23 protein-coding genes are annotated in these 19167 nt (G+C 61.4%); 13 read left to right on the top strand and 10 right to left on the bottom strand.

Annotated features, from left to right (window positions below; all coding sequences use genetic code 11):
* Position 1: 1 nt before the first annotated feature.
* Positions 2-268 (bottom strand): PepSY domain-containing protein, encoded by a 267-nt coding sequence (locus ACR9ZQ_RS14260; protein WP_310387858.1) that lies wholly within the window; start codon positions 266-268, stop codon positions 2-4.
* Between the two features lie 99 nt (positions 269-367).
* Entirely contained in the window at positions 368-736 is a 369-nt protein-coding gene (locus ACR9ZQ_RS14255) for an NIPSNAP family protein (protein ID WP_310387860.1), read from the bottom strand.
* Position 737: 1 nt separating this feature from the next.
* On the opposite strand from ACR9ZQ_RS14255, the gene ACR9ZQ_RS14250 reads away from it, so the two are divergent.
* On the top strand, positions 738-998 hold the full coding sequence (locus ACR9ZQ_RS14250) for a hypothetical protein (RefSeq protein ID WP_481428130.1): 261 nt from the start codon (positions 738-740) through the stop codon (positions 996-998).
* A 372-nt stretch (positions 999-1370) separates the two neighbouring features.
* Positions 1371-2081: a DNA helicase gene (locus ACR9ZQ_RS14245; RefSeq protein ID WP_310387862.1), complete on the top strand. Its 711-nt coding sequence runs from the start codon at positions 1371-1373 to the stop codon at positions 2079-2081.
* Positions 2082-2150: 69 nt separating this feature from the next.
* Here the strand turns inward: ACR9ZQ_RS14245 and ACR9ZQ_RS14240 are convergent, their stop codons facing one another.
* On the bottom strand, positions 2151-3068 hold the full coding sequence (locus ACR9ZQ_RS14240) for a LysR family transcriptional regulator (protein WP_481428129.1): 918 nt from the start codon (positions 3066-3068) through the stop codon (positions 2151-2153).
* Positions 3069-3259: 191 nt separating this feature from the next.
* Between ACR9ZQ_RS14240 and ACR9ZQ_RS14235 the strand changes: the two genes are divergently transcribed.
* A complete protein-coding gene (locus tag ACR9ZQ_RS14235) occupies positions 3260-3943 on the top strand; it encodes a glutathione S-transferase family protein (protein ID WP_113321543.1) in 684 nt (227 codons plus the stop codon).
* 2 nt (positions 3944-3945) lie between these two features.
* Here ACR9ZQ_RS14235 and ACR9ZQ_RS14230 read toward each other — a convergent pair whose 3' ends face one another.
* Positions 3946-4839 (bottom strand): LysR family transcriptional regulator, encoded by an 894-nt coding sequence (locus tag ACR9ZQ_RS14230; protein ID WP_310387867.1) that lies wholly within the window; start codon positions 4837-4839, stop codon positions 3946-3948.
* A gap of 108 nt (positions 4840-4947) precedes the next feature.
* On the opposite strand from ACR9ZQ_RS14230, the gene ACR9ZQ_RS14225 reads away from it, so the two are divergent.
* The 4 genes from ACR9ZQ_RS14225 (at position 4948) to ACR9ZQ_RS14210 (ending at position 8137) form a co-directional block, all read left to right on the top strand.
* Entirely contained in the window at positions 4948-5355 is a 408-nt protein-coding gene (locus tag ACR9ZQ_RS14225; RefSeq protein WP_481428128.1) for a (R)-mandelonitrile lyase, read from the top strand.
* Positions 5355-6338 carry an aldo/keto reductase gene (locus ACR9ZQ_RS14220; RefSeq protein WP_481428127.1) on the top strand — a complete coding sequence of 328 codons (984 nt, stop codon included), beginning with the start codon at positions 5355-5357 and terminating at the stop codon, positions 6336-6338. The genes ACR9ZQ_RS14225 and ACR9ZQ_RS14220 overlap by 1 nt, the downstream gene beginning before the upstream one ends.
* 25 nt (positions 6339-6363) lie before the next feature.
* Positions 6364-7104, top strand: a complete 741-nt coding sequence (locus ACR9ZQ_RS14215) for an SDR family oxidoreductase (RefSeq protein WP_481428126.1) — start codon at positions 6364-6366, stop codon at positions 7102-7104.
* A 397-nt stretch (positions 7105-7501) separates the two neighbouring features.
* Entirely contained in the window at positions 7502-8137 is a 636-nt protein-coding gene (locus ACR9ZQ_RS14210) for a DUF1062 domain-containing protein (RefSeq protein WP_481428125.1), read from the top strand.
* A 69-nt stretch (positions 8138-8206) separates the two neighbouring features.
* Here ACR9ZQ_RS14210 and ACR9ZQ_RS14205 read toward each other — a convergent pair whose 3' ends face one another.
* The 3 genes from ACR9ZQ_RS14205 to ACR9ZQ_RS14195 form a co-directional block, all read right to left on the bottom strand.
* On the bottom strand, positions 8207-8740 hold the full coding sequence (locus ACR9ZQ_RS14205) for an NUDIX hydrolase (protein ID WP_481428124.1): 534 nt from the start codon (positions 8738-8740) through the stop codon (positions 8207-8209).
* A 137-nt stretch (positions 8741-8877) separates the two neighbouring features.
* The gene (locus ACR9ZQ_RS14200) at positions 8878-9882 is read right to left on the bottom strand and encodes an inorganic phosphate transporter (protein ID WP_481428123.1); all 1005 of its coding nucleotides are present in this window, start codon (positions 9880-9882) and stop codon (positions 8878-8880) included.
* A complete protein-coding gene (locus tag ACR9ZQ_RS14195) occupies positions 9882-10526 on the bottom strand; it encodes a DUF47 domain-containing protein (protein ID WP_481428122.1) in 645 nt (214 codons plus the stop codon). Before ACR9ZQ_RS14195 ends, ACR9ZQ_RS14200 begins: the two co-directional genes overlap by 1 nt.
* Positions 10527-10637: 111 nt before the next feature.
* On the opposite strand from ACR9ZQ_RS14195, the gene ACR9ZQ_RS14190 reads away from it, so the two are divergent.
* Positions 10638-11192 carry an NUDIX hydrolase gene (locus ACR9ZQ_RS14190; RefSeq protein WP_481428121.1) on the top strand — a complete coding sequence of 185 codons (555 nt, stop codon included), beginning with the start codon at positions 10638-10640 and terminating at the stop codon, positions 11190-11192.
* Between the two features lie 156 nt (positions 11193-11348).
* Positions 11349-12374: a DUF1254 domain-containing protein gene (locus ACR9ZQ_RS14185; RefSeq protein WP_481429319.1), complete on the top strand. Its 1026-nt coding sequence runs from the start codon at positions 11349-11351 to the stop codon at positions 12372-12374.
* A 50-nt stretch (positions 12375-12424) separates the two neighbouring features.
* Here the strand turns inward: ACR9ZQ_RS14185 and ACR9ZQ_RS14180 are convergent, their stop codons facing one another.
* The 3 genes from ACR9ZQ_RS14180 to ACR9ZQ_RS14170 all read right to left on the bottom strand — a co-directional run bounded on the left by ACR9ZQ_RS14180 (position 12425) and on the right by ACR9ZQ_RS14170 (position 15060).
* The gene (locus tag ACR9ZQ_RS14180; protein WP_481428120.1) at positions 12425-13267 is read right to left on the bottom strand and encodes an isocitrate lyase/PEP mutase family protein; all 843 of its coding nucleotides are present in this window, start codon (positions 13265-13267) and stop codon (positions 12425-12427) included.
* A 108-nt stretch (positions 13268-13375) separates the two neighbouring features.
* Positions 13376-14137 (bottom strand): ABC transporter permease, encoded by a 762-nt coding sequence (locus ACR9ZQ_RS14175; RefSeq protein ID WP_481428119.1) that lies wholly within the window; start codon positions 14135-14137, stop codon positions 13376-13378.
* Positions 14134-15060 (bottom strand): ABC transporter ATP-binding protein, encoded by a 927-nt coding sequence (locus ACR9ZQ_RS14170; protein ID WP_481428118.1) that lies wholly within the window; start codon positions 15058-15060, stop codon positions 14134-14136. The genes ACR9ZQ_RS14175 and ACR9ZQ_RS14170 overlap by 4 nt, the downstream gene beginning before the upstream one ends.
* A 566-nt stretch (positions 15061-15626) precedes the next feature.
* On the opposite strand from ACR9ZQ_RS14170, the gene ACR9ZQ_RS14165 reads away from it, so the two are divergent.
* From ACR9ZQ_RS14165 to ACR9ZQ_RS14150, 4 genes are all read left to right on the top strand, one after another.
* On the top strand, positions 15627-16571 hold the full coding sequence (locus ACR9ZQ_RS14165; protein ID WP_481428117.1) for an AraC family transcriptional regulator: 945 nt from the start codon (positions 15627-15629) through the stop codon (positions 16569-16571).
* A 173-nt stretch (positions 16572-16744) separates the two neighbouring features.
* Positions 16745-18151, top strand: a complete 1407-nt coding sequence (locus ACR9ZQ_RS14160; protein WP_481428116.1) for a DUF5939 domain-containing protein — start codon at positions 16745-16747, stop codon at positions 18149-18151.
* Positions 18152-18261: 110 nt separating this feature from the next.
* Positions 18262-18585 (top strand): antibiotic biosynthesis monooxygenase, encoded by a 324-nt coding sequence (locus ACR9ZQ_RS14155; protein WP_113321558.1) that lies wholly within the window; start codon positions 18262-18264, stop codon positions 18583-18585.
* A 137-nt stretch (positions 18586-18722) separates the two neighbouring features.
* Positions 18723-19055 (top strand): BufA1 family periplasmic bufferin-type metallophore, encoded by a 333-nt coding sequence (locus ACR9ZQ_RS14150; protein ID WP_113321559.1) that lies wholly within the window; start codon positions 18723-18725, stop codon positions 19053-19055.
* The last annotated feature ends 112 nt before the right edge of the window (positions 19056-19167 follow it).

Genomic DNA, 19167 nt, shown 5'->3' with positions numbered 1-19167 from the left:
CTCAATCGCCCTTCTGGACGATGTCGCCGGAGACCGGATTGAAATAAACTTCGGCGCGTTCGCCGTTCTTGTCGCGGCCGTAGATTTCGTAGCAATTGCCGGTGATTTCGAGGGTCTTGATCTTATAGCCCATGGCTTCGATCTTCGCCTTCATGGCCGCCTCGGGCATCCATTTGGATTTCGGCTCGCCGGTGCAGCTTGGACTTGCAAGCGCCAAAGCCGGCGTCAATGACAGGATTGCGAGAGCGGCGATCAGTTTCAGCTTCATGATTTTTACCCTTTTGTTGTTGCCCCTTGCGGGTGACGAACAATCGGGTAGCGCGGCGAAGCTGTCTGTTTGCTGTCGGCGACTGTAGCTTCGGTTTGCCTAATCGTCGCGCGGCAGCGGTCGAAGAAACAGGCGTTCATAGCTCTTGAAGGGCGGATTGTCCCCGAAGCGCGCATTGGCCGCGATACCCTCAGGATCGGCGGCGACGCTGCTGCGGTAGTTGAGATAGCTCTCCTCATCCGGAAAGGTAAAGAGTGCGATTGCAATATCGCCCGCTCCATCCGACGCGGCAGCGGGAAAGCTCATGCCGGTGCCATCGGGTCTTTCGCGCGGCAGAAAATAGCCGTGATGCGTTCCGCCACAGCGCTCGATCAGCCCCATCCAGATCTGCGCATAGGCTTCGAATTCCGCGAGCTTTTGCGGATCGAGGCGATAGCGCACCTCGCATGTAACCGGTGTATTTGACATCGTGAATGTCCTTCTCATTTCAGTAACGCATGAAGAGGATGCCGGCCATGCACACATCGCCGGATCTCGGGGAATTGCAGGAAACGTGCCTGCGCATGGAAGCCAAATATCTGCCAGCTCCCCGTTCCGCTTGAGCTATGAGCGTCTTTATCGGCGCTTCCAAGACGGTCTTGGCGATGAGCGCGACAGGCTGCTCAGCCAATGCGCTGGTCTCATGCTGATCAAGTTCATTCAGCAAGACGATCAGGGGCGCATTGATTGAGGTGAAACATGGCTTTTTCCAGGGTTTGGAGCCGACGCCGCGACCTCGATCCCGGGGCCACTCGCAAAGAGGCCGCTGCTCGCATTGCGGACGAATCGTCGGGATGGATCAGACCGTGACATTATCAGCGCATTCACCAATCCGGAAGGGAAGCGAGCGGCAGGCAGCGGCTCAGCGACAGCCCACGCCGATGCCGTCATTTCCCCCTTGTCGCGAATCGCAACGCCCGCTACCTCTTGGACAAGGCCCGACCCAGGCCTCCTCCCTCCAGCCGGGAAAGCATCGTCCATGCGGGGTTCATCCACCATCGAACCATCTGTTCGAGCACCGCATAAGGAGGGGTTGCGTTTCCGGCTCGCAATGGAGGTTTGAATGAAACTGTCTGCACCCATCTATCAGCTGAAGCGCCGTGCGAAATTGCTGGCGCGTACGGATACGATCCCGCTTCACCAGGCATTGGACCGTATCGCGCAGGAAGAAGGTTTTACGGCCTGGAGCCTGCTTGCTTCCCAGCATGAAACGCTGCTACCGGCCACACCCATGCTGTCGCAGCTTGCCGAAGGCGATCTGCTTTTGATCGCCGCCCGTCCTGGGCACGGCAAGACCCTGCTCGGCCTCCAGCTTCTGCTCGATGCCGTCAGGGAAAGCCGTAAGGCCACCTTCTTCACGCTCGAATATACCGAACAGCAGACCATGAAGCGTATTCATGCTCTGCCGGAAGGCGAAGCGCTTGGCGAGAAGATCGAGATCGTAACCTCGGACGAGATCAGCGCCGATTATGTCATGCGGCATCTCGCGGGTGCGCCGCGCGGAACGGTGGCTGTCATCGACTATCTGCAGATCCTCGATCAGCAGCGCAGCAAGCCCGGCCTTTCGGAACAAGTGTCTGCACTCCAGACCTTCGCTCGCGAAACCGGTATCGTGCTAGCCTTCATCTCGCAGATCGACCGATCCTTCGAGGCTGATGGCAAGGGTTTGCCGGATCTGGCGGATGTCCGCCTGCCGAACCAGCTCGACCTCACGCTGTTCAGCAAAGCCTGCTTTCTCCACAATCGCGAAGTCCAGCTTCAGCACGTGGCTTAAATCTTAGAGCGAGGGCCGGTGTCGATTGGACGCCGGCCCTCAGCTTTCTGGTGACCGCTGCGGCTGCACCTAGAACGCGTCCGACGTCATTCCCTGCCGCATGCGCTTCGTCGCGAAATCGACGAAGGCCCGGAGCTTGGGCAGCGACTGGCTGCGGCTGGGGTAATAGAGGCAGAGCCCCGGCACATCGCGGGCGTGATCCTCCAGCACCGGGATGAGACTTCCCTGCTCGATATAGTGCCTGACAACAGAGCCGACCGTGTAGAGGAAGCCGACGCCGCGAAGGGCAGCCCGGATCGAGGCCTCGTAATCGTTGAGAATGAGCGGACCATCGACGGTAACCTTCAGGCTCTCGCCGCCATCGACGAATTCCCAGGTCCGCGACACCTGCCCGCCTCTCCGGGTCAAGAGAGCGGGCAACCCCTGCAACTCTCGTGCATGGCCGGGCCGTGGATATTTCTTGAGCAGGCTCGGCGCACCGACGACAACGAACTTGTCCGGCGGCGTCAGCCAGGTCGAGACCATATCGAGCTCGATCGTGTGCCCGAGCCGGATACCGGCATCGAACCCTTGCTCGACGATGTTGGTGAACTCATCGTCGCCGACAAGCTCCAGGGTGATACCGGGATAGGCCTCGTGGAAGTCAGGCAGGAGGCTGTTGATCAGCAGCGAAACCGCCGGGCGCGGCGCATTGATGCGTAAATTGCCGCTCGGCTGTTCGCCGAGATCGCGGGCGGCGTTCACGCCGGCCTGAAACATCGCCGCTGCCGGCTTGGCATGCGCAAGCAGCTTCTGGCCCGCTTCCGTCAGCCGCACGCTGCGGGTCGTTCGCGCAAACAGCGCAGCGCCCACCCGCCGTTCCAGCGTCTGGATGCCCTGGCTGATTGCCGATGGGGTCAGCCCCAGCTGGCGTGCGGCTGCGCGAAACCCGTTCTGCTCGGCCACCGCCAGAAATATCGCAAGTCCGTCCAGTTCCGCTCGATCCATTGTGTAGCCTTGCTTTACAGCGTGATCAGATAGGGGATCATTATCAAACAATAGGCTGCATGCCATATCTTGGCAAGAAGCGCGGCCAACAGCTCTCCGCCTTCCAAACCTTGATCAGCAATCCCTCGGGCTCGGTGTCCTCTCGATCGAAGAGGCGCGCCTTCACGCCTGCCCAAACGAAAGAGAATTCCATGAAAATCTACGACAGACCGGGCTTCCCCAACCCCATGCGCATCCGCATCGTGCTGGCGCAAAAGGGCCTGGATTCCGAAATCGAATTCGTGCCGGTCGACCTGATCGCCGCCGAGCACAAGCAGCCTGCCTTCCTTGCGAAGAACCCGTCGGGCGTCCTGCCGGTGCTGGAGCTGGATGACGGCACGCTGATTTCCGAAAGCACAGCGATTACCGAATATCTCGACAATCTCGATGGCAAGCCGGAGCTTACCGGCCGCACCCCGCGGGAAAAGGCGCTCATCCACATGATGCAGCGCCGCGCCGAGGCCTATGTGCTCGATCCCGTCGGCATCTACTTCCATCACGCCACACCCGGCCTCGGCGCGGCATTGCAGGCCTTCAAGAGCCCGCAATGGCCGGGCCGCACCGAAATGGGCGAGCGCGAGGGCGAGAAGGCAAAGGAGGGTCTGCGCTATTTCAACGAGATCCTCACCAGGCAGCCCTTCCTGACAGGCGAGACCTATTCGATGGCCGACATCACGCTGCTCGCCGGCCTCGCCTTTGCCGAAGTTGCCGGCATCGTCCCGTCAGGCCTCGACGCGCTGGCACAGTGGCAGGCACGCATGGCTGGTCTGCCCGCCGTCAGGAACCGCAGTGGCCAGAATTTCCTGCCCGAAGATCTCAAGCGCTTGGGCTTCTGAACTCAGCCGCGATAGCGCAGCGCATCCACCACAACAGCGAAGGCCGGCGTCGGTTGGCGCCGGCTGGGATAATAGAGATGGAAACCTGAAAAAGGCGGGCACCAGTCCGAGAGCACGCGAGTCAGCCGGCCCGCCTCGAGATCGTCGCCGATGCGGTCTTCCAGCACGAAGGCAAGACCCGCGCCGGCAAGAGCCGCCTTGACGGCCAGCGCACCGGTATTGACCGCGAGCTGACCCTCCACCCGCACGCGCAGCTCTCGGCTACCCTGCTCGAATTCCCAAGCATAGAAACCGCCAGCCGTCGGCAGCCGCAGATTGATGCAATTATGCTCCGTCAGGTCATGCGGCGTGTGCGGGCGATCTCGCCCCGCGAAATAACCGGGGGAGCCGACGACAGCCATCCTGACATCCGGGCCGATGCGGACGGCCACCATGTCCTTCGCAACCTGTTCGCCGAGCCGCACGCCGGCATCGAGACGTTCGGCGACGATATCGGTCAGGCCGTTATCGACGAGGATTTCGATAGCAATATCGGGATATTGCGACAGCAGCCTCTCCACGGCCGGCAGGAGGATCAGTTCTGCCGCCTGTTCGCCTGCCGAAATGCGCACTGTGCCCGAGGGCTTGTCGCGCAGCGCCGATAGTTGCGCGAGCTCCGCGTTGATCTCATCCAGCCGCGGCCCGACCGACTGGATCAGCCGCTCGCCGGCATCGGTCGGCGAAACCTTGCGTGTTGTGCGCGTGAGCAGACGCAGACCCATCCGCTCCTCGAGCCCGCGCACCGTCTGGCTGAGCGCCGACTGGGACACGCCGAGCATGGCGGCAGCCCGCGTAAAACTTCCCTCGCGCGCGACAGTCAGGAAGGCGGCGATATCGTCAAGGTTGGTCCGGCTCATTCATAAGTTGCCCTAATAGGTTCATGCCGGTTTTAGCGTCTAATAGCAGAACTGCGTAGCCGCTAAATGATGATCGGCAGAAATTATCCGCAGGCAAGGACATCAGACATGCAGATCAAACGAAGCGGCTTCGCACCCTCCATTCCGGGTCCGGAGGCCTATTTCACCGGAACCGTGCGTCTCGACTCCCGTTTCGACAGCGATGATCCCGACCGCGTCGGCGGCGCCACGGTGACTTTCGAGCCGGGCGCGCGCACCGCCTGGCACACCCATCCGCTCGGCCAGACGCTGATCGTCACCTCCGGCCTCGGCTGGGCGCAGCGCGAAGGCGGCCCGATCGAAGAAATCCGGCCGGGCGACATCGTCTGGTTCGCACCCGGCGAAAAACACTGGCACGGCGCCACGGCAAGCACGGCCATGAGCCACATCGCCATCGCTGAAAAGCTCAACGGCAGTCCCGTCGACTGGATGGAGAAGGTCACGGACGAACAATATCACCTGATGGAGATACGATAATGCAGAAGCGCAAACTCGGAACGCATGGCCCCGAAGTCTCGGCCCTCGGCCTCGGCTGCATGGGGCTGAGCTATGGCTACGGCCCGGCAACGGAAAAGCAGGCCGCCATCACCCTCATCCGCACCGCTTTCGACCGCGGCGTGACCTTCTTCGATACGGCCGAAGCCTATTCCCAGGGCGCCAACGAGGAACTGCTCGGCGAAGCCCTCGAACCCTTCCGCGATCAGGTGGTGATCGCCACCAAATTCGGCTTTCGCGACGGTGATGTCAGCAAGGGCCAGGACAGCCGCCCCGAGCGCATCCGGGAGGTAGCCGATGCTGCCCTCAAGCGACTGCGCACGGATTGCATCGATCTCTTCTACCAACATCGCGTCGATACCGAAGTGCCGATGGAGGATGTCGCGGGCGCGGTGAAGGATCTGATCGCCGCAGGCAAGGTCAAGCATTTCGGTATGTCCGAGGCCGGCGCCGGCTCGATCCGCCGGGCGCATGCGGTGCAGCCCGTTGCCGCCCTGCAGAGCGAATATTCCCTCTGGTGGCGCGAGCCCGAGAAGGAAATCCTGCCGCTGCTCGAAGAGCTCGGCATCGGCTTCGTGCCCTTCAGCCCACTCGGCAAGGGGTTCCTGACAGGCGCGATCACCGAGAGCACCAGTTTCGACAAGACGGATTTCCGTAACGTCGTGCCGCGCTTTTCGGAAGAAAACCGCAAGGCTAATCAAGGTCTCGTTGCGGTGCTGAGCGGGATCGCCGCGAGCAAACAGGCCACCCCGGCGCAGATCGCCCTCGCCTGGCTGCTCGCCCAGAAGCCGTGGATCGCCCCGATCCCCGGAACCACCAAGCTGCACCGGCTGGAGGAGAATATCGGGGGCGCGGCAATCGAACTCACCGCTGAGGACCTGCAAGAGATCGAGGCCGCCCTATCTGATGTCACCGTGCAGGGAGATCGCTATCCGGCGCACCTGCAGGCCCGCGTCGGCCGGTAAGTTGCCGACCTTGAATGGAGTTGTCATGACCGACAATATCAAGGGAAAGACGGTTGTCATCACAGGCGCAAGCAGCGGCCTCGGCGAAGCAACCGCCCGTCATCTTGCCAATGCCGGCGCCAAGGTCGTGCTTGGCGCCCGCCGGATCGACCGGCTCAAGGCGCTGGTGGCCGAGATCGGCTTGGTCGAGGGTTCCGCCATCGAAACCGACGTGACGCAGGCTGATCAGGTCAAGCACCTCGTCGATCAGGCCGTCCGCCTGCATGGTCGCATCGACGTCATCGTCAACAATGCCGGCCTCATGCCGCACTCGCCCCTGGAGCGCGGCAAGATCGACGACTGGGACCGGATGATCGACGTGAACCTCAAAGGCGTGCTCTACGGCATTGCCGCCGCCCTTCCCCATATGAAGGAACAGAAGAGCGGCCATATCATCAACGTCTCCTCGGTCGCCGGCCACAAGGTCCGGCCCGGCAGCGCCGTTTACGCGGCGACCAAGACTGCCGTCCGCGTCATCTCGGAAGGCCTGCGCCAGGAGGTGAAGCCCTACAATATCCGCACGACGATCGTCTCGCCCGGTGCCGTTGAGTCCGAACTGCCGCAGAGCGTTACCGAGGCCGATGTCGCGGTCGGCATTGCCGATTTCTACGAACGCTACGCCATCCCGGCCGACAGCTTCGCAAGGGTGGTCGCCTTCGCGATGGCCCAGCCTGACGATGTCGATATCAACGAGATCCTGTTCCGGCCGACTGCGCAGGAACTCTGACGGGAACAAGCTGGCAGACGAAGCAACCTTCAGCACAAAGTTGCATAAATGCCGCAATGCCGCAGCCGATATCATCGGGCTGCGGCGTCGCTCTCCCCTTTGAGCCGATCATTTGCTATCCGTATCCGCGAAGAGCATAGGCGCATCGAGGTAGACTTTGCCTAAGTAAGTACCGGTCTCAATCCAGTTTCACCCCTATCGCCGGATAGCCGCGGGCTATCGGCGGTTGAACACGTTCATCGGGTGGCGGCAAGAGACCGGTTTGGCATTGTTCCGAACGCCAGTGCAGCTCCGCTGTCTCTGCTCTTCACCCATCCGAAAGCATCGCCACGCCGCGCCCTCATGGGTTTTCTCACGCGCCATCTTGGTGGACTTCCGAACGGAAGACCAAGATACTATGTGCTATGCACTTCGGGTCCGATGGACCATTACCCCGAAAACCGCCCCTCAGCCCTGGATTGCCTGTGGCGGATGCGGCGGATTGAGAGCCTTTCAATCGAGTGACAAGATCCGGCTGAACGCCAATGGCCGCAAGCTGGATGCCTGGCTGATCTATAAATGCCTGGCCTGCGACGAGACCTGGAACCGGCCGCTCTTCGAGCGCAAGAATGTCCGCGACATCGATCCGGCAACGCTCGACGCACTCCAGTCCAACGATGTCAAATGGATCCGCGCCGAAAGCTTCAACCTCGACGCATTGAAACGCAAGTCGCAGCGCGTCGACGAATTCCCTGAATTCGAGATCGGCAAGCAGGTGCTGCGCGAGGCCGCCGACTGGACGCGGCTGGAGATCGAACTGGCGGTGCCCTTGCCTGCGGGCACACGTCTCGACCGTCTGCTGGCATCCGAGCTCAAGCTTTCGCGCACGCGGCTTCAGACGCTGCACGAGAAGGGCCTGCTCCGGACGAATTCCGATCGCGCCGACATCCTGCGGCGGCGTGTCAGGACCGGCATCGAAGTGGTGGTCGATCTTGCGACCATCGCGGATCGCGAGCTCTCCTGGGGACCCTTGGCGACCGGCAGTCCCCGATAGCCTGTAACGCGAAGGCCCGTATACCGGGCCTTCGTCATTTCAAAGTCCATTCCGCGCAACTGACGGACGTCAGTGCGATGCCGGCGACGTGGCGAGCGATACCGCCGCCTCATGCACCGGCCGCCGCCCGGCAATCCGGCGCGGCTTTAGCCGGTCCTGCGATGTCAGGGGATTATCCGTATCGATGGACCGGAAGAGCGCCTGCAGCTCCGGCTCCTCGACAAGTAACGCTGCTTCCGCCGGAGAAATCCAGATCTTCTGCCTCTCGGCATATTCGCGAAAATGCGCGGCCTCGCTCTCCAGCCGCAGCAGATGAACAGAAACCGTCAGCGGCGTCTCGTGATCCTTCAGATAGGTGTAAAAGCCGAGCGGCTTCTTCCTGACCCTGCCGATGATCCCAGCCTCTTCGAAAGCCTCGCGCTGGGCGCAGCGATAGGGCCTCTCCTTTCTTCCGAGAGTGCCCTTCGGGATCACCCATCGTCCGGTATCGCGGCTGGTGACGAGCAGTACGCTCAGCCTCCCGCCTCGCTCGACGCGGCAGCAGATGGCGCCGCACTGGTCGATCTCGCGGCGGCCTGTCTTTGCCGGGGTTTCCTCATTCAATTCAGATAAATGCCTGGGTAAATGCATGGTCCGCTCGTTGTCTCCTTCTCCTTGCATGGAGAATAGAGCGCAACATCCGATCGAAAATAGTGACCCCTAAAATTAGGGTATCCGATACATCGAGCGGACCCCTGCCCTTAGGCAAACAGGCTTGCAATCCCATAGCAGGCGGCCGCGATGGCAGCGGCAGCCGGCATGGTGACCACCCAGGCGATGACGATGTTGCCCGCAACACCCCAGCGCACGGCCGACAGGCGTCGCGCGGCACCGACACCGATGATCGCTCCGGTGATCGTGTGCGTCGTCGACACGGGAATGCCGAGCCAGGTCGCGGCAAACAGCGTCAGCGCCCCGCCGGTCTCGGCGCAGAACCCCTGCATCGGGTTGAGCCTGGTGATCTTCGAGCCCATCGTGTGAACGATCCGCCAGCCGCCGAAGAGCGTGCCGAGCGCCATGGCCGACTGGCAGGAGATGACCACCCAGAGCGGCACATGGAAACTCGGGCCGAGCTGCCCCTGGCTGAAGAGAAGAACGGCGATGATGCCCATGGTCTTCTGCGCATCGTTGCCGCCATGTCCGAGCGAATAGAGCGAGGCCGACACGAACTGCATGAAGCGGAAGGTGCGGTCGACGGCAAAGGGCGTCTGGCGCACGAAGATCCAGGAGACGACAAGGACGAAGAACAGCGCGAGCAGGAAGCCGATTGCCGGCGACATGAAGATCGCACCGACCGTCTTCAACAAGCCGCCCCAGACGATGGAACTGAAGCCGACCTTCGCCCAGCCGGCGCCGACGAGCCCGCCGACCAGCGCATGCGACGACGAAGAGGGAATGCCGAACAGCCAGGTGACGATATTCCAGACGATCGCCCCCATCAGTGCCGCAAAGATCACCTGCGGCGAGACGATGGCCGGATCGATGATGCCGGTGCCGAGCGTTTCGGCAACATGCAGGCCGAAAAACAGGAAGGCGATAAAATTGAAGAAGGCCGCCCAGCCGACGGCATATTGCGGCCTCAGCACCCGGGTGGAAACGATGGTCGCAATCGAGTTTGCCGCATCATGCAGCCCGTTCAGGAAATCGAAGAACAGTGCCACACCGATCAGCCCGATCAGCAGCGGAAGGGAGAGAGAGGCTTCCATCAGACGTTCTCGATAACGACGCCGCTGATTTCGTTGGCCACGTCCTCGAACCGGTCGACGATCTTTTCCAGATTGGAGTAGATCTCGCTGCCGATCATGTAGGCCATGGCATTGCCGCTGGCGCCATGCCGGCGATAGAGGTCCTTGAGCCCCTCGTCATGCAGTTCGTCGGAGCGGCCTTCGACCCGGGTGATCTCTTCGGCGATGACAGCCAGCCGCTGCGCATTCGCACCCATCTTGTTGAGAAGCGGGATTGCTTCCTCCATCAGGGCCGCCGCCTTGACGATCTCCCCGCCCATCTCCTGCATCAGCGGGTCGAAACTCGTCTGCTCGAACAGGCGGATGATCTTCACCGTCTTGTGCATCATGTCGATCGCATCATCCATGGACTGGATCAGATCCTTGATGTCGCCGCGGTCAAAGGGCGTGATGAAGCTGCGCCGGACAGCAACCAGCACTTCGCGGGTGATGTCGTCAGCCTGGTCTTCCAGTGCGATGATCCTGTCGCAATTCTCCTGAACCGCCTCGCCCTTCAACAGCTTTTCCATAGCATGGGCGGCTGCGACGACCGTCTCCGAATGCCTGCAGAACATCTCGAAGAAGCGGTCCTCCCGCGGCATCATCTTGCGAAACACGCTCATCATCTCGGGCGATCCTTCCTGAACCGGGGACTGTCGTAGAAGACTGTCATAAATCTGTCATAAAGCGTCGCAGGCAATTGATCGAAAAAGTAAAATTTGACAATGCTAGATGTCATGAAATCCCGCAAAAAAGGCGCAAAATCCTACGCCGGACCCTCAAAGCCCCTGCTGAAGCAGCTTGCAGAAAGACCCGAGAAGCTTTTCTCCGGCGCCTTTCGCCAGCAATATGGCGCGCTCTGCTTCCGTTACCGAAACGGCGGTGCCGAGACTGATCACTCCGAAATCGAAGTCCTCGTCGTCACCACGCGCGACAGCGGCCGCTGGATCATTCCCAAGGGCTGGCCGATGAAAAAGAAGAAGCCGCATGAGGCAGCCGCCATCGAGGCCTGGGAGGAAGCCGGCGTGCGCGGAACGGTAAGCAAGCAGCCGGTCGGCCGCTACACCTATCTGAAGGAGCTGGATGACGGCGACGTCGCGCCCTGCATCGTCGATATCTTCCAGATCGAAGTGGAGCATACGCAAGGGCAGTTCCGCGAAACCGGCCAACGCATGCTGGATTGGGTGAGCCCCGACGAAGCGGCACGGCGCGTGCGCGAACTCGAATTGAAATCCCTGCTCGTCGATTTTCACCCGCGGCACGGCAAGCGGCAGCGCAGGAAAAAGGGCTGAGCCGCAGCTGTTGCTGCCCGCCATTTACGGCGTGGTTTACGGTAACGTACTTCTCCCGAAATCGGGCCTGTGAAAGGCTTTTCCTCGTAAAATTGACCGAAACGGGAGAGAGCCATGAGGTGGTCAAAGCCTGCACCTGCATTAGTGCCTGTCCGCATTGCCTGCCGTGCCGCCATCGCCACGCTGGCACTTGCGCTCGCCTCACAGGCCGGGGCGCAGACGGCCAAGCCGGTCACCGTCGACAATTTCGCCCGTGCCGAATCCGATCTCTATTTCCGCAATGCGGTGAAGGACGGCGGCGGCAAGACCGGTATCTTCAACCATCATCGCGAACCGATGGACATCGATCATCAGTCCGTGATCCGGGCCAACCGCGATACGCTCTATTCATCCGCTGTCATCGATCTCGATGCCGGGCCGGTCACCATCACGCTTCCGGACGCCGGCAAACGCTTCCGCTCGATGCAGATCATCAACGAAGACCATTACGTAGTCGGCGATGTGAAATATGACGCCGGCAGCTACACCTATGATCGGGCAGCGGCCGGCACGCGCTACATCCTCGTCGGCACCAGGACCCTCGTCGATCCCAACGACCCCGATGATGTCAAGCAGGTCCATAATCTCCAGAACGCTCTCACCATCAGCCAGGCAAATGCGGGAACGTTCGAGATCCCGGACTGGGACAAGGCGAGCCAGAAGAAGGTCCGTGACGCGCTGATCGTGCTGGGCACGACCATTCCGGATTTCAAGGGCGCCTTCGGGGCCAAAGATCAGGTCGATCCGATCCGCCATCTCATCGGCAGCGCCGTCGGCTGGGGCGGAAATCCCGAGAAGGACGCGACCTACCTCAACGAGACGCCGCCGAAGAACGACGGCAAGACGGTCTACCGGCTCTCGGTCAAGGATGTTCCCGTCGGCGGCTTCTGGTCGGTCAGCGTCTACAATGGCAAAGGCTACTACGAGAAGAACAAACTCAATGCCTATACGCTGAACAATATCACCGCTGACAAGGATGCCGACGGTTCAGTCAAGGTGCAATTCGGCGGCTGCGACGGCAAGATCGCCAATTGCTTGCCCGTAATGAAGGGCTGGAATTACACCGTCCGCCTCTACCGCCCACGCCAGCCGGTCCTCGATGGAAGCTGGACATTTCCGGAACCGCAACCGGTGGGGAAGTGAGGAGCACAAACCGCAGGCTATATCGAACCGGCCCCCACCGGCTTCCTGGTTTACTGCCGGTCGCCGCGTTTCTCCTGCGACATAAGCTGGCTAAGCGTGGCTGCCGGGATCGCATCGGCTGCATAGGTGAAGGTGCCGGATGATCTCACCTCCTCGGCCGCCCGCAGCAGTGCACCAAGTGCAGCGCGTGCAAAGGACCCGCCGACACTCACTCGGCGCACGCCTGCCGCCGAGAGTTCGGCAACGCTGTAGCGCGGCCCCTTCAGGCCCATCACCACATTGACGGGCTTGTCGACCGCGGCGCAGACGGTTCGGATGGCGTCGATATCAGGCAGACCGGGCGCATAGAGCACATCGGCGCCGGCTGCCGAGAAAGCCTGCAGCCGCTTGATCGTGTCATCGAGATCGGGCCGCTCCCAGAGAAAATTCTCTGCCCTCGCCGTCAGCAGGAAAGGAAGCTTCCGCGCCGCCTCCGCCGCGGCCTGCACGCGCTCGACAGCCTGAGAGAGATCATAGATCGGCCTTGCCGGATCGCCGGTGGCATCTTCGATCGATCCGCCGACCAGCCCAATCGCAGAGGCCAGCCGGATCGTTTCGGCGCAGATCTCCGGTGCTGCGCCGAACCCGTCTTCGAGATCGGCCGATACGGGAAGATCGGTTGCCCCGACGATCTCGCCGGCATTGTTGAGGATTTCGTCGCGCTTCAGGCTCGCAAAGGAATCCCGCTTGCCCTTGGAAAAGGCATAGCCGGCGCTGGTCGTTGCCAGAGCCTCGAAACCAAGGCTCGTCAGAATCCGGGCCGAGCCGGCATCCCATGGGTTCGGAATAACGAATGCCGCATCCCGCTGATGCAATGCCCTCAGTTGATCGAACTTCGCCTGTTGCTCCGCCACAACTCTCCTCCTCCGCAAATGACAATGAGGCCAGACTAGTAGTCGCGAACAAAATGTGAACGATTTTGTGCCGCCTACTCGGATTTTGCTGGTGGCTGCGGCCACCCATCAGTTGCGTAGCCGATACCCCGTCTTGAAGATCCACCCGAGCGTGCCCAGGCAAATCACCAGAAACAGCGAGATCATGCCGAGGCTGACCAGCGGGTTGACGTCAGCGATGCCGTAAAAACTCCAGCGGAAGCCGCTGACCAGATAGAGCACCGGATTGAAATGGCTGACCGCCTGCCAGAAGGGCGGCAGCATGTTGATCGAGTAGAAGCTGCCGCCGAGGAAGGTCAGCGGCGGCACGACGAGCATGGGGATGAGGTTCAGCTGCTCGAAATTCGTCGCCCAGATGCCGATCATGAAGCCGAACAGGCTGAAGCTGATCGCCGTCAGCAGGAAGAACAGCACCATCATGAAGGGATGCTCGATCCGGACATCGACGAAGATATTGGCCGTCACCAGGATGATGACGCCGATGAGCAGCCCCTTGGTGGCGGCCGCCCCCACATAGCCGATCAGGATTTCCGTCATGGCGACGGGGGCCGACAGGATCTCGTAGATCGTGCCGGTGAATTTCGGAAAATAGATGCCGAAGGAGCCGTTGCCGATGCACTGGCCGAGCAGCGTCAGCATGATGAGACCGGGCGTGATGAAGGCGCCGTAGGAGACGCCCTCCACCTGCTGGATGCGCGAGCCGACGGCCGCACCGAAGACGATGAAATAGAGCGACGTGGAAATGACGGGCGAAATGACGCTCTGAAGCAGCGTGCGCCGGGTACGCGCCATCTCGAAATAATAGATCGACTTGATCGCTTCGAAGTTCATCTTGCGCCTCCTACCAGCGATACGAAGATGTCTTCGAGCGAGCTCTGCCGCGTCGAGAGATCCCGGAAATGGATGTTGTTTTGCCCGAGCCGCGTCAGAAGCGATGCCACGCTTTCATGCTCGTTGTGGGTGTCGAACTCATAGACCAGCCGGTTGCCCTCGGCCTCGATCGACAGGCCGTTGCCGGCGAAGCAGTCCGGCAGTTTTTCAAGCGGTTCGTTGAGCTCGAGGATGAGCTGCTTGCGGCCGAGCTTGGCCATCAGCGCTTGCTTGTCTTCGACGAGCAGCAGCTCGCCGCCATTGATAACGCCGACGCGGTCGGCGATCTCTTCGGCCTCTTCGATATAGTGCGTCGTCAGGATAATGGTGACGCCTGAGGCGCGCAGCCGCTCGACGACATGCCACATGTCCTTGCGCAGCGTCACGTCCACGCCCGCCGTCGGCTCGTCGAGGAAGAGGATGGAAGGTTCGTGCGACAGCGCCTTGGCGATCAGCACGCGCCGCTTCATGCCGCCGGAGAGCTGGCGCAGCGTGTTGTCCTTCTTGTCCCAGAGCGACAGGTCGCGCAGCACCTTTTCGATATGGGCGGGGTTGGCCTTCTTGCCGTGCAGCCCACGCGAGAAGCTCACCGTATTCCACACCGTCTCGAACTGGTCGGTGGTCAGCTCCTGCGGCACGAGCCCGATCAGCGTGCGTGTGGCGCGGAAATCCTTCACCACATCATGTCCATCGACGATGACCGCGCCGCCGCTCGGATTGGCGATGCCGCAGATGATCGAAATCAGCGTCGTCTTGCCCGCCCCATTCGGCCCAAGCAGCGCCAGGATTTCGCCGCGTTCGATTTCGAGGTTGATGCCCTTCAGCGCCTGGAAGCCATTTGCATAGGTCTTGGTGAGATTTTGGATGGAAATGATCGGTGCCATGGGGCTCTTTGCGGATATCAGATCGAATTCGCCCGCTATATAGCCCCTTTGTGAAGCTTTGACATCCGCAAGGGCCTGAACACAGCATTCACACGATCCGGGTATCCGCCTAAAATGTCAGGCTCGGACGTCCATCCACAGGACAGATCGGCCTATGAAAAGAAAATCACCGCCCGGTTTGCCGATGTCATCAATCGGTGATGTTCCTCCCTCATAAACACACCCGAGGACAGCACCGGTCTCCGCCCGCCGCCCACCCCTTTGCGGAGCACCCCTCATGGCGATCTCGTTACGCCTTCTCTGCTGACCTCGGCATTGTAGTGAAATTTATTGTCAGTCACGAAATGCAAGGAACCGGCCCAGTATCCCCTGTTCAGCCGCGTTCGTCTAAGCCGGCCCTGTGCCGGCTTTCTTTTTTCAGCAGACGAGAACCGATAGAACGAAACAAGGTCTCCAGCGTGCAGCATCCTGCCTGCAGCAGCCTCATTTCAACCACCGGAACACTTCAACCCGCCGCCAAAAACCTCTACCCTGACATCAGCACAACCTGGATTGGCCGAACTGTCATGAACGAGCCGCACCCAATTTCGCCGTCAGGACAAAAGCTCGTCTCCATCGAGGAGATCGTCGACATCAAGCCGCGACGGCCGCTGGCGACGACGCGGGATCGGGGATGGAGCGGAGTGACTGTCGATCTTTATCGGCCGCGGCTCGATTGTTCGCAGACCTATCCGCCCCTCGATCACCACCTGATTTCCTATTGCCCCTCCGGCCGCGGCCGCCTGATCCAACGGCGCGACGGGGTCGTCCACGAGGGCACGATTTCGGCCGGCATGTCGCTTCTGATGCCTGCGGGCTGCGTATCGACGTGGGAGGGCCGCACGCCGACATCGGCGCGGCTGCGTGTTCCGGCCCGGCTGGTGGCAGCCGCGGGCGAAGAGCTTGGGTCGCGCGCGGCGGCAAGCATCGAAATCAGGAATATATTCGAAACCCGCGACAGGCTGATCGAAAATATGGCGCTCGTGCTGCTCGCTGAACTGGAGCAGCAGGCCCATCCCGCCCAGGCGCTGATCGTCGACCAGGTCTCTGCCGCCCTCGCCGCGCATCTCCTGAGGGCCTATAATGCCTTCGGCATTGCGGAGCGCAGCACACTGCCCGGCCTCGGCACGGCCGAAATTGAGCGCATCACCGACTATATCGAGGACAATCTCGACCGGATGATCGGGCTTGCGGAACTGGCGGCCCTCGTCGATGTCAGCCGCTTTCATTTCGCCCGGCTTTTCAAGCAGAGCACCGGCGTAAGCCCGATCAATTTCGTCGAACAGCGCCGGATCGAGCGCGCCCGGGTGTTGATTGCCGAAACCGATACGTCGCTGGCGGAAGTGGCCCTTGCGACCGGCTATTCGGACCAGAGCCATTTCACCCGGCGTTTCCACCGCCTGACGGGTGGCACACCCGCCGCTTTTGCACGCGAGCACGGACGTCGGCTGCGGCGGCGCCCGCCGAATTAGGGCCAGGTTTTACTCGAAGCAAGCGGCCGCCTGCACGGAGCGATCAGCTGTTTCGCTCCGGTACGCAAAAGGTTACTTAAAGGCGAAAAAATAAACGGCTCGCCTTCCTGCCGCCGCCGCCCTATTTTGTTCCTCTCGGCCCTGTTTTTGACCCCTATCTGATGGGATGAGCGATGCCCGATATAACCAACCGCGTCATGGCCGTGCGCCAGCATGTCGACGAAACCGTTGCCAGTGCGATGGCACATCTAATCGAAGACGCGCCGGATTTTCGCCTGAACCGCGTCAATCCGCTGGCCTTTGCGCGGGCGAACGGGCTCGGCGAACAGGAGAGTATCGCAGCCTTCCTGCATGCCACCCAGTTCGGCCTTTTCGAACTCTCCTGGAACGTCGTCTGTCAAAGCTGCGGCGGGGTGCTCTATCAGGCGGAATCGCTGCAGGGCATCGACCAGCATCACTATAATTGTTCCTTCTGTTCGCTCGATTGCGAACCGACGCTCGACGAAACCGTAGAGATCACCTTCACGGTCGACCCGCGCATCCGCCACATCGCCGCCCACGATCCCGACAACCTGCCGCTCTGGGATTATACGCGCCAGATTTTCTGGAGTTCCGGCAGCGATCTCCCCGAACATCTTGCCCCCATCGTCGGCGAAGTCGTTCTCGACGCGTTCGAGATTGCGCCGGGTGCGCGCATGGGCCGGCAGGTTCAGATGAGTGAGGGTGTGGCCATCCTCTTCGATCCCGTGACGCACAGCTCGCGCTTCCTGGAAGTGACCGGCGAACCGGCCGAAGGCCAGCGCCTGTCGATCGAGATCGATGACGCGCATCAGGCCGGCGAAACGCTGCGGGTGGCGCCCGGCCTTCTGACGCTCGATCTGGAAAACCGGACGAACCGCAGGATACTGCCGATCCTCTGGATCGCCTGCGAGGCGCTGGAGGCGATCCTTACGCGGCGTGTGCCTGTCCTGACCGCCAAGCGGCTGCTCACGCATCAGACCTTTCGGGATATCTACCGCACCAATGTTCTCGATATCAATCAGCGCTTCAGGATCACCAGCCTCACCTTCCTGTTCACGGACCTGAAGGGATCGACCGAACTCTACGAGCGGATCGGCGACCTTGCGGCTTTCGATCTGGTGCGCTCGCATTTCCAGCTCATGCATCAGGTCGTTTCCGCCCATGGCGGCGCAGTGGTCAAAACGATCGGCGATGCGATCATGGCAACCTTTCCGAGCCCGGCACAGGGCGTGGCGGCCGCGCTCGACATCCGCAAGGTTATCGATGAACTCAACCGCCGCGACAGCCGCGACGACCTGTTCCTGAAGGTCGGCCTGCATAGCGGCCCCTGCCTTGCCGTGCTGATGAACGAACGGCAGGATTATTTCGGCCAGACGGTCAATGTCGCCTCGCGCCTGCAGGCGATCGCCACCCCGGACATGATCTTTGCAACGACACCAGTGGTCGAGGACGAGGACGCGCGTGCGCTGCTTGCCGCGCGCGGCCGCAGCCTGCATGGCACCACGGCCTTCCTGCGGGGGCTCAGCGGCGAAATACCGGTCTATGGGATTCCCGCCTGAACTGAACGTCAGGCAGTAGCAAGGCGGTACCAAGAGCCGCAACACCCTTCAATACTGGCCCGGATTTTTCACCCTTAATGGCTCGGACAGACCATTGAGGGGAATTTACGATGAACGAACTTGCCGCTGTCATTCCGTTCCGCGCCAGGACCGGAAGCGGAGAGGATGTCGCGCGCCTGATTGCTGGCGCGCTGCCGCACGTCGAAAGCGAGGCCGGCACGACGACCTGGCTCGTGCTGCGCTCCGAGGCCGATCCCGACCTGATCTTCCTCATCGATCTCTTCACCGATCGCGAAAGCCGCAATGCGCATATGAACGGCGAAGCGGCAAAGCTGATCTTTGCGAGCGTGCCGCCGCTGCTCGCTGAGCCGCCCTCCATCCATCCCGCAACGATCGTTGCGCGCAAACCCGCGCCCGGCAAAGGCAGGATGTGAGCGTCCTGCGCAGAACAAAAGAGGTAGCAGGAGCAGGTAACCTTTCGACCGCTGCAGCGAACTTCAAGACAGGCGGATCGCACCGCCCCAGGCGACTGAACAGTCTTCTGGCCATCATCGAAAACCGGAGAATATCAATGTCCAATCGCATGTTGTCCACGCTTGTCGTCGGCGCCTTCGCCAGCGCCATCGGTGCCCTCACGGCCCTGCCGGCCGGTGCGGAAGAATTCACCGACGCGCAGAAGAAGATCCAGGCGGAACACACGGCCCAGGTGAAATCCGGCAAGGTCGAGCCCTGCTTCGGCACGGCGCTGAAGGGTCAGAACGATTGCTATGCCGGCGCCGGCACGACTTGCGCAGGCACGAGCACCGTCGATTACCAGGGCAATGCCTTCAAGCTCGTTCCGAAGGGCACCTGCACCACCATGTCCACACCGAAGGGCGCCGGCAGCCTCACTCCCAAGGCCTGATCCGACGCCGATCCGGGAGGCTTGCTCCGGGCAGAACCGGATGACCGCCCGCCGGAAAACTGCCCCCGAGGACCGACATCCTCCCAAGACTTGCCTCCCGAAAAGACCGGCC

The organism is Rhizobium sp. KNZ14-9A, from assembly GCF_056755015.1.
This window is presented reverse-complemented; position numbering and strand designations above follow the sequence as displayed.

Excerpts from the sequence above, each read along its gene's own strand:
- ACR9ZQ_RS14260 (WP_310387858.1), bottom strand. The coding sequence starts at position 268 with ATGAAGCTGAAACTGATCGCCGCTCTCGCAATCCTGTCATTGACGCCG.
- ACR9ZQ_RS14255 (WP_310387860.1), bottom strand. The coding sequence starts at position 736 with ATGTCAAATACACCGGTTACATGCGAGGTGCGCTATCGCCTCGATCCG.
- ACR9ZQ_RS14245 (WP_310387862.1), top strand. The coding sequence starts at position 1,371 with ATGAAACTGTCTGCACCCATCTATCAGCTGAAGCGCCGTGCGAAATTG.
- ACR9ZQ_RS14240 (WP_481428129.1), bottom strand. The coding sequence starts at position 3,068 with ATGGATCGAGCGGAACTGGACGGACTTGCGATATTTCTGGCGGTGGCC.
- ACR9ZQ_RS14235 (WP_113321543.1), top strand. The coding sequence starts at position 3,260 with ATGAAAATCTACGACAGACCGGGCTTCCCCAACCCCATGCGCATCCGC.
- ACR9ZQ_RS14230 (WP_310387867.1), bottom strand. The coding sequence starts at position 4,839 with ATGAGCCGGACCAACCTTGACGATATCGCCGCCTTCCTGACTGTCGCG.
- ACR9ZQ_RS14225 (WP_481428128.1), top strand. The coding sequence starts at position 4,948 with ATGCAGATCAAACGAAGCGGCTTCGCACCCTCCATTCCGGGTCCGGAG.
- ACR9ZQ_RS14220 (WP_481428127.1), top strand. The coding sequence starts at position 5,355 with ATGCAGAAGCGCAAACTCGGAACGCATGGCCCCGAAGTCTCGGCCCTC.
- ACR9ZQ_RS14215 (WP_481428126.1), top strand. The coding sequence starts at position 6,364 with ATGACCGACAATATCAAGGGAAAGACGGTTGTCATCACAGGCGCAAGC.
- ACR9ZQ_RS14210 (WP_481428125.1), top strand. The coding sequence starts at position 7,502 with ATGTGCTATGCACTTCGGGTCCGATGGACCATTACCCCGAAAACCGCC.
- ACR9ZQ_RS14200 (WP_481428123.1), bottom strand. The coding sequence starts at position 9,882 with ATGGAAGCCTCTCTCTCCCTTCCGCTGCTGATCGGGCTGATCGGTGTG.
- ACR9ZQ_RS14195 (WP_481428122.1), bottom strand. The coding sequence starts at position 10,526 with ATGATGAGCGTGTTTCGCAAGATGATGCCGCGGGAGGACCGCTTCTTC.
- ACR9ZQ_RS14190 (WP_481428121.1), top strand. The coding sequence starts at position 10,638 with ATGAAATCCCGCAAAAAAGGCGCAAAATCCTACGCCGGACCCTCAAAG.
- ACR9ZQ_RS14175 (WP_481428119.1), bottom strand. The coding sequence starts at position 14,137 with ATGAACTTCGAAGCGATCAAGTCGATCTATTATTTCGAGATGGCGCGT.
- ACR9ZQ_RS14170 (WP_481428118.1), bottom strand. The coding sequence starts at position 15,060 with ATGGCACCGATCATTTCCATCCAAAATCTCACCAAGACCTATGCAAAT.
- ACR9ZQ_RS14165 (WP_481428117.1), top strand. The coding sequence starts at position 15,627 with ATGAACGAGCCGCACCCAATTTCGCCGTCAGGACAAAAGCTCGTCTCC.
- ACR9ZQ_RS14160 (WP_481428116.1), top strand. The coding sequence starts at position 16,745 with ATGCCCGATATAACCAACCGCGTCATGGCCGTGCGCCAGCATGTCGAC.
- ACR9ZQ_RS14155 (WP_113321558.1), top strand. The coding sequence starts at position 18,262 with ATGAACGAACTTGCCGCTGTCATTCCGTTCCGCGCCAGGACCGGAAGC.
- ACR9ZQ_RS14150 (WP_113321559.1), top strand. The coding sequence starts at position 18,723 with ATGTCCAATCGCATGTTGTCCACGCTTGTCGTCGGCGCCTTCGCCAGC.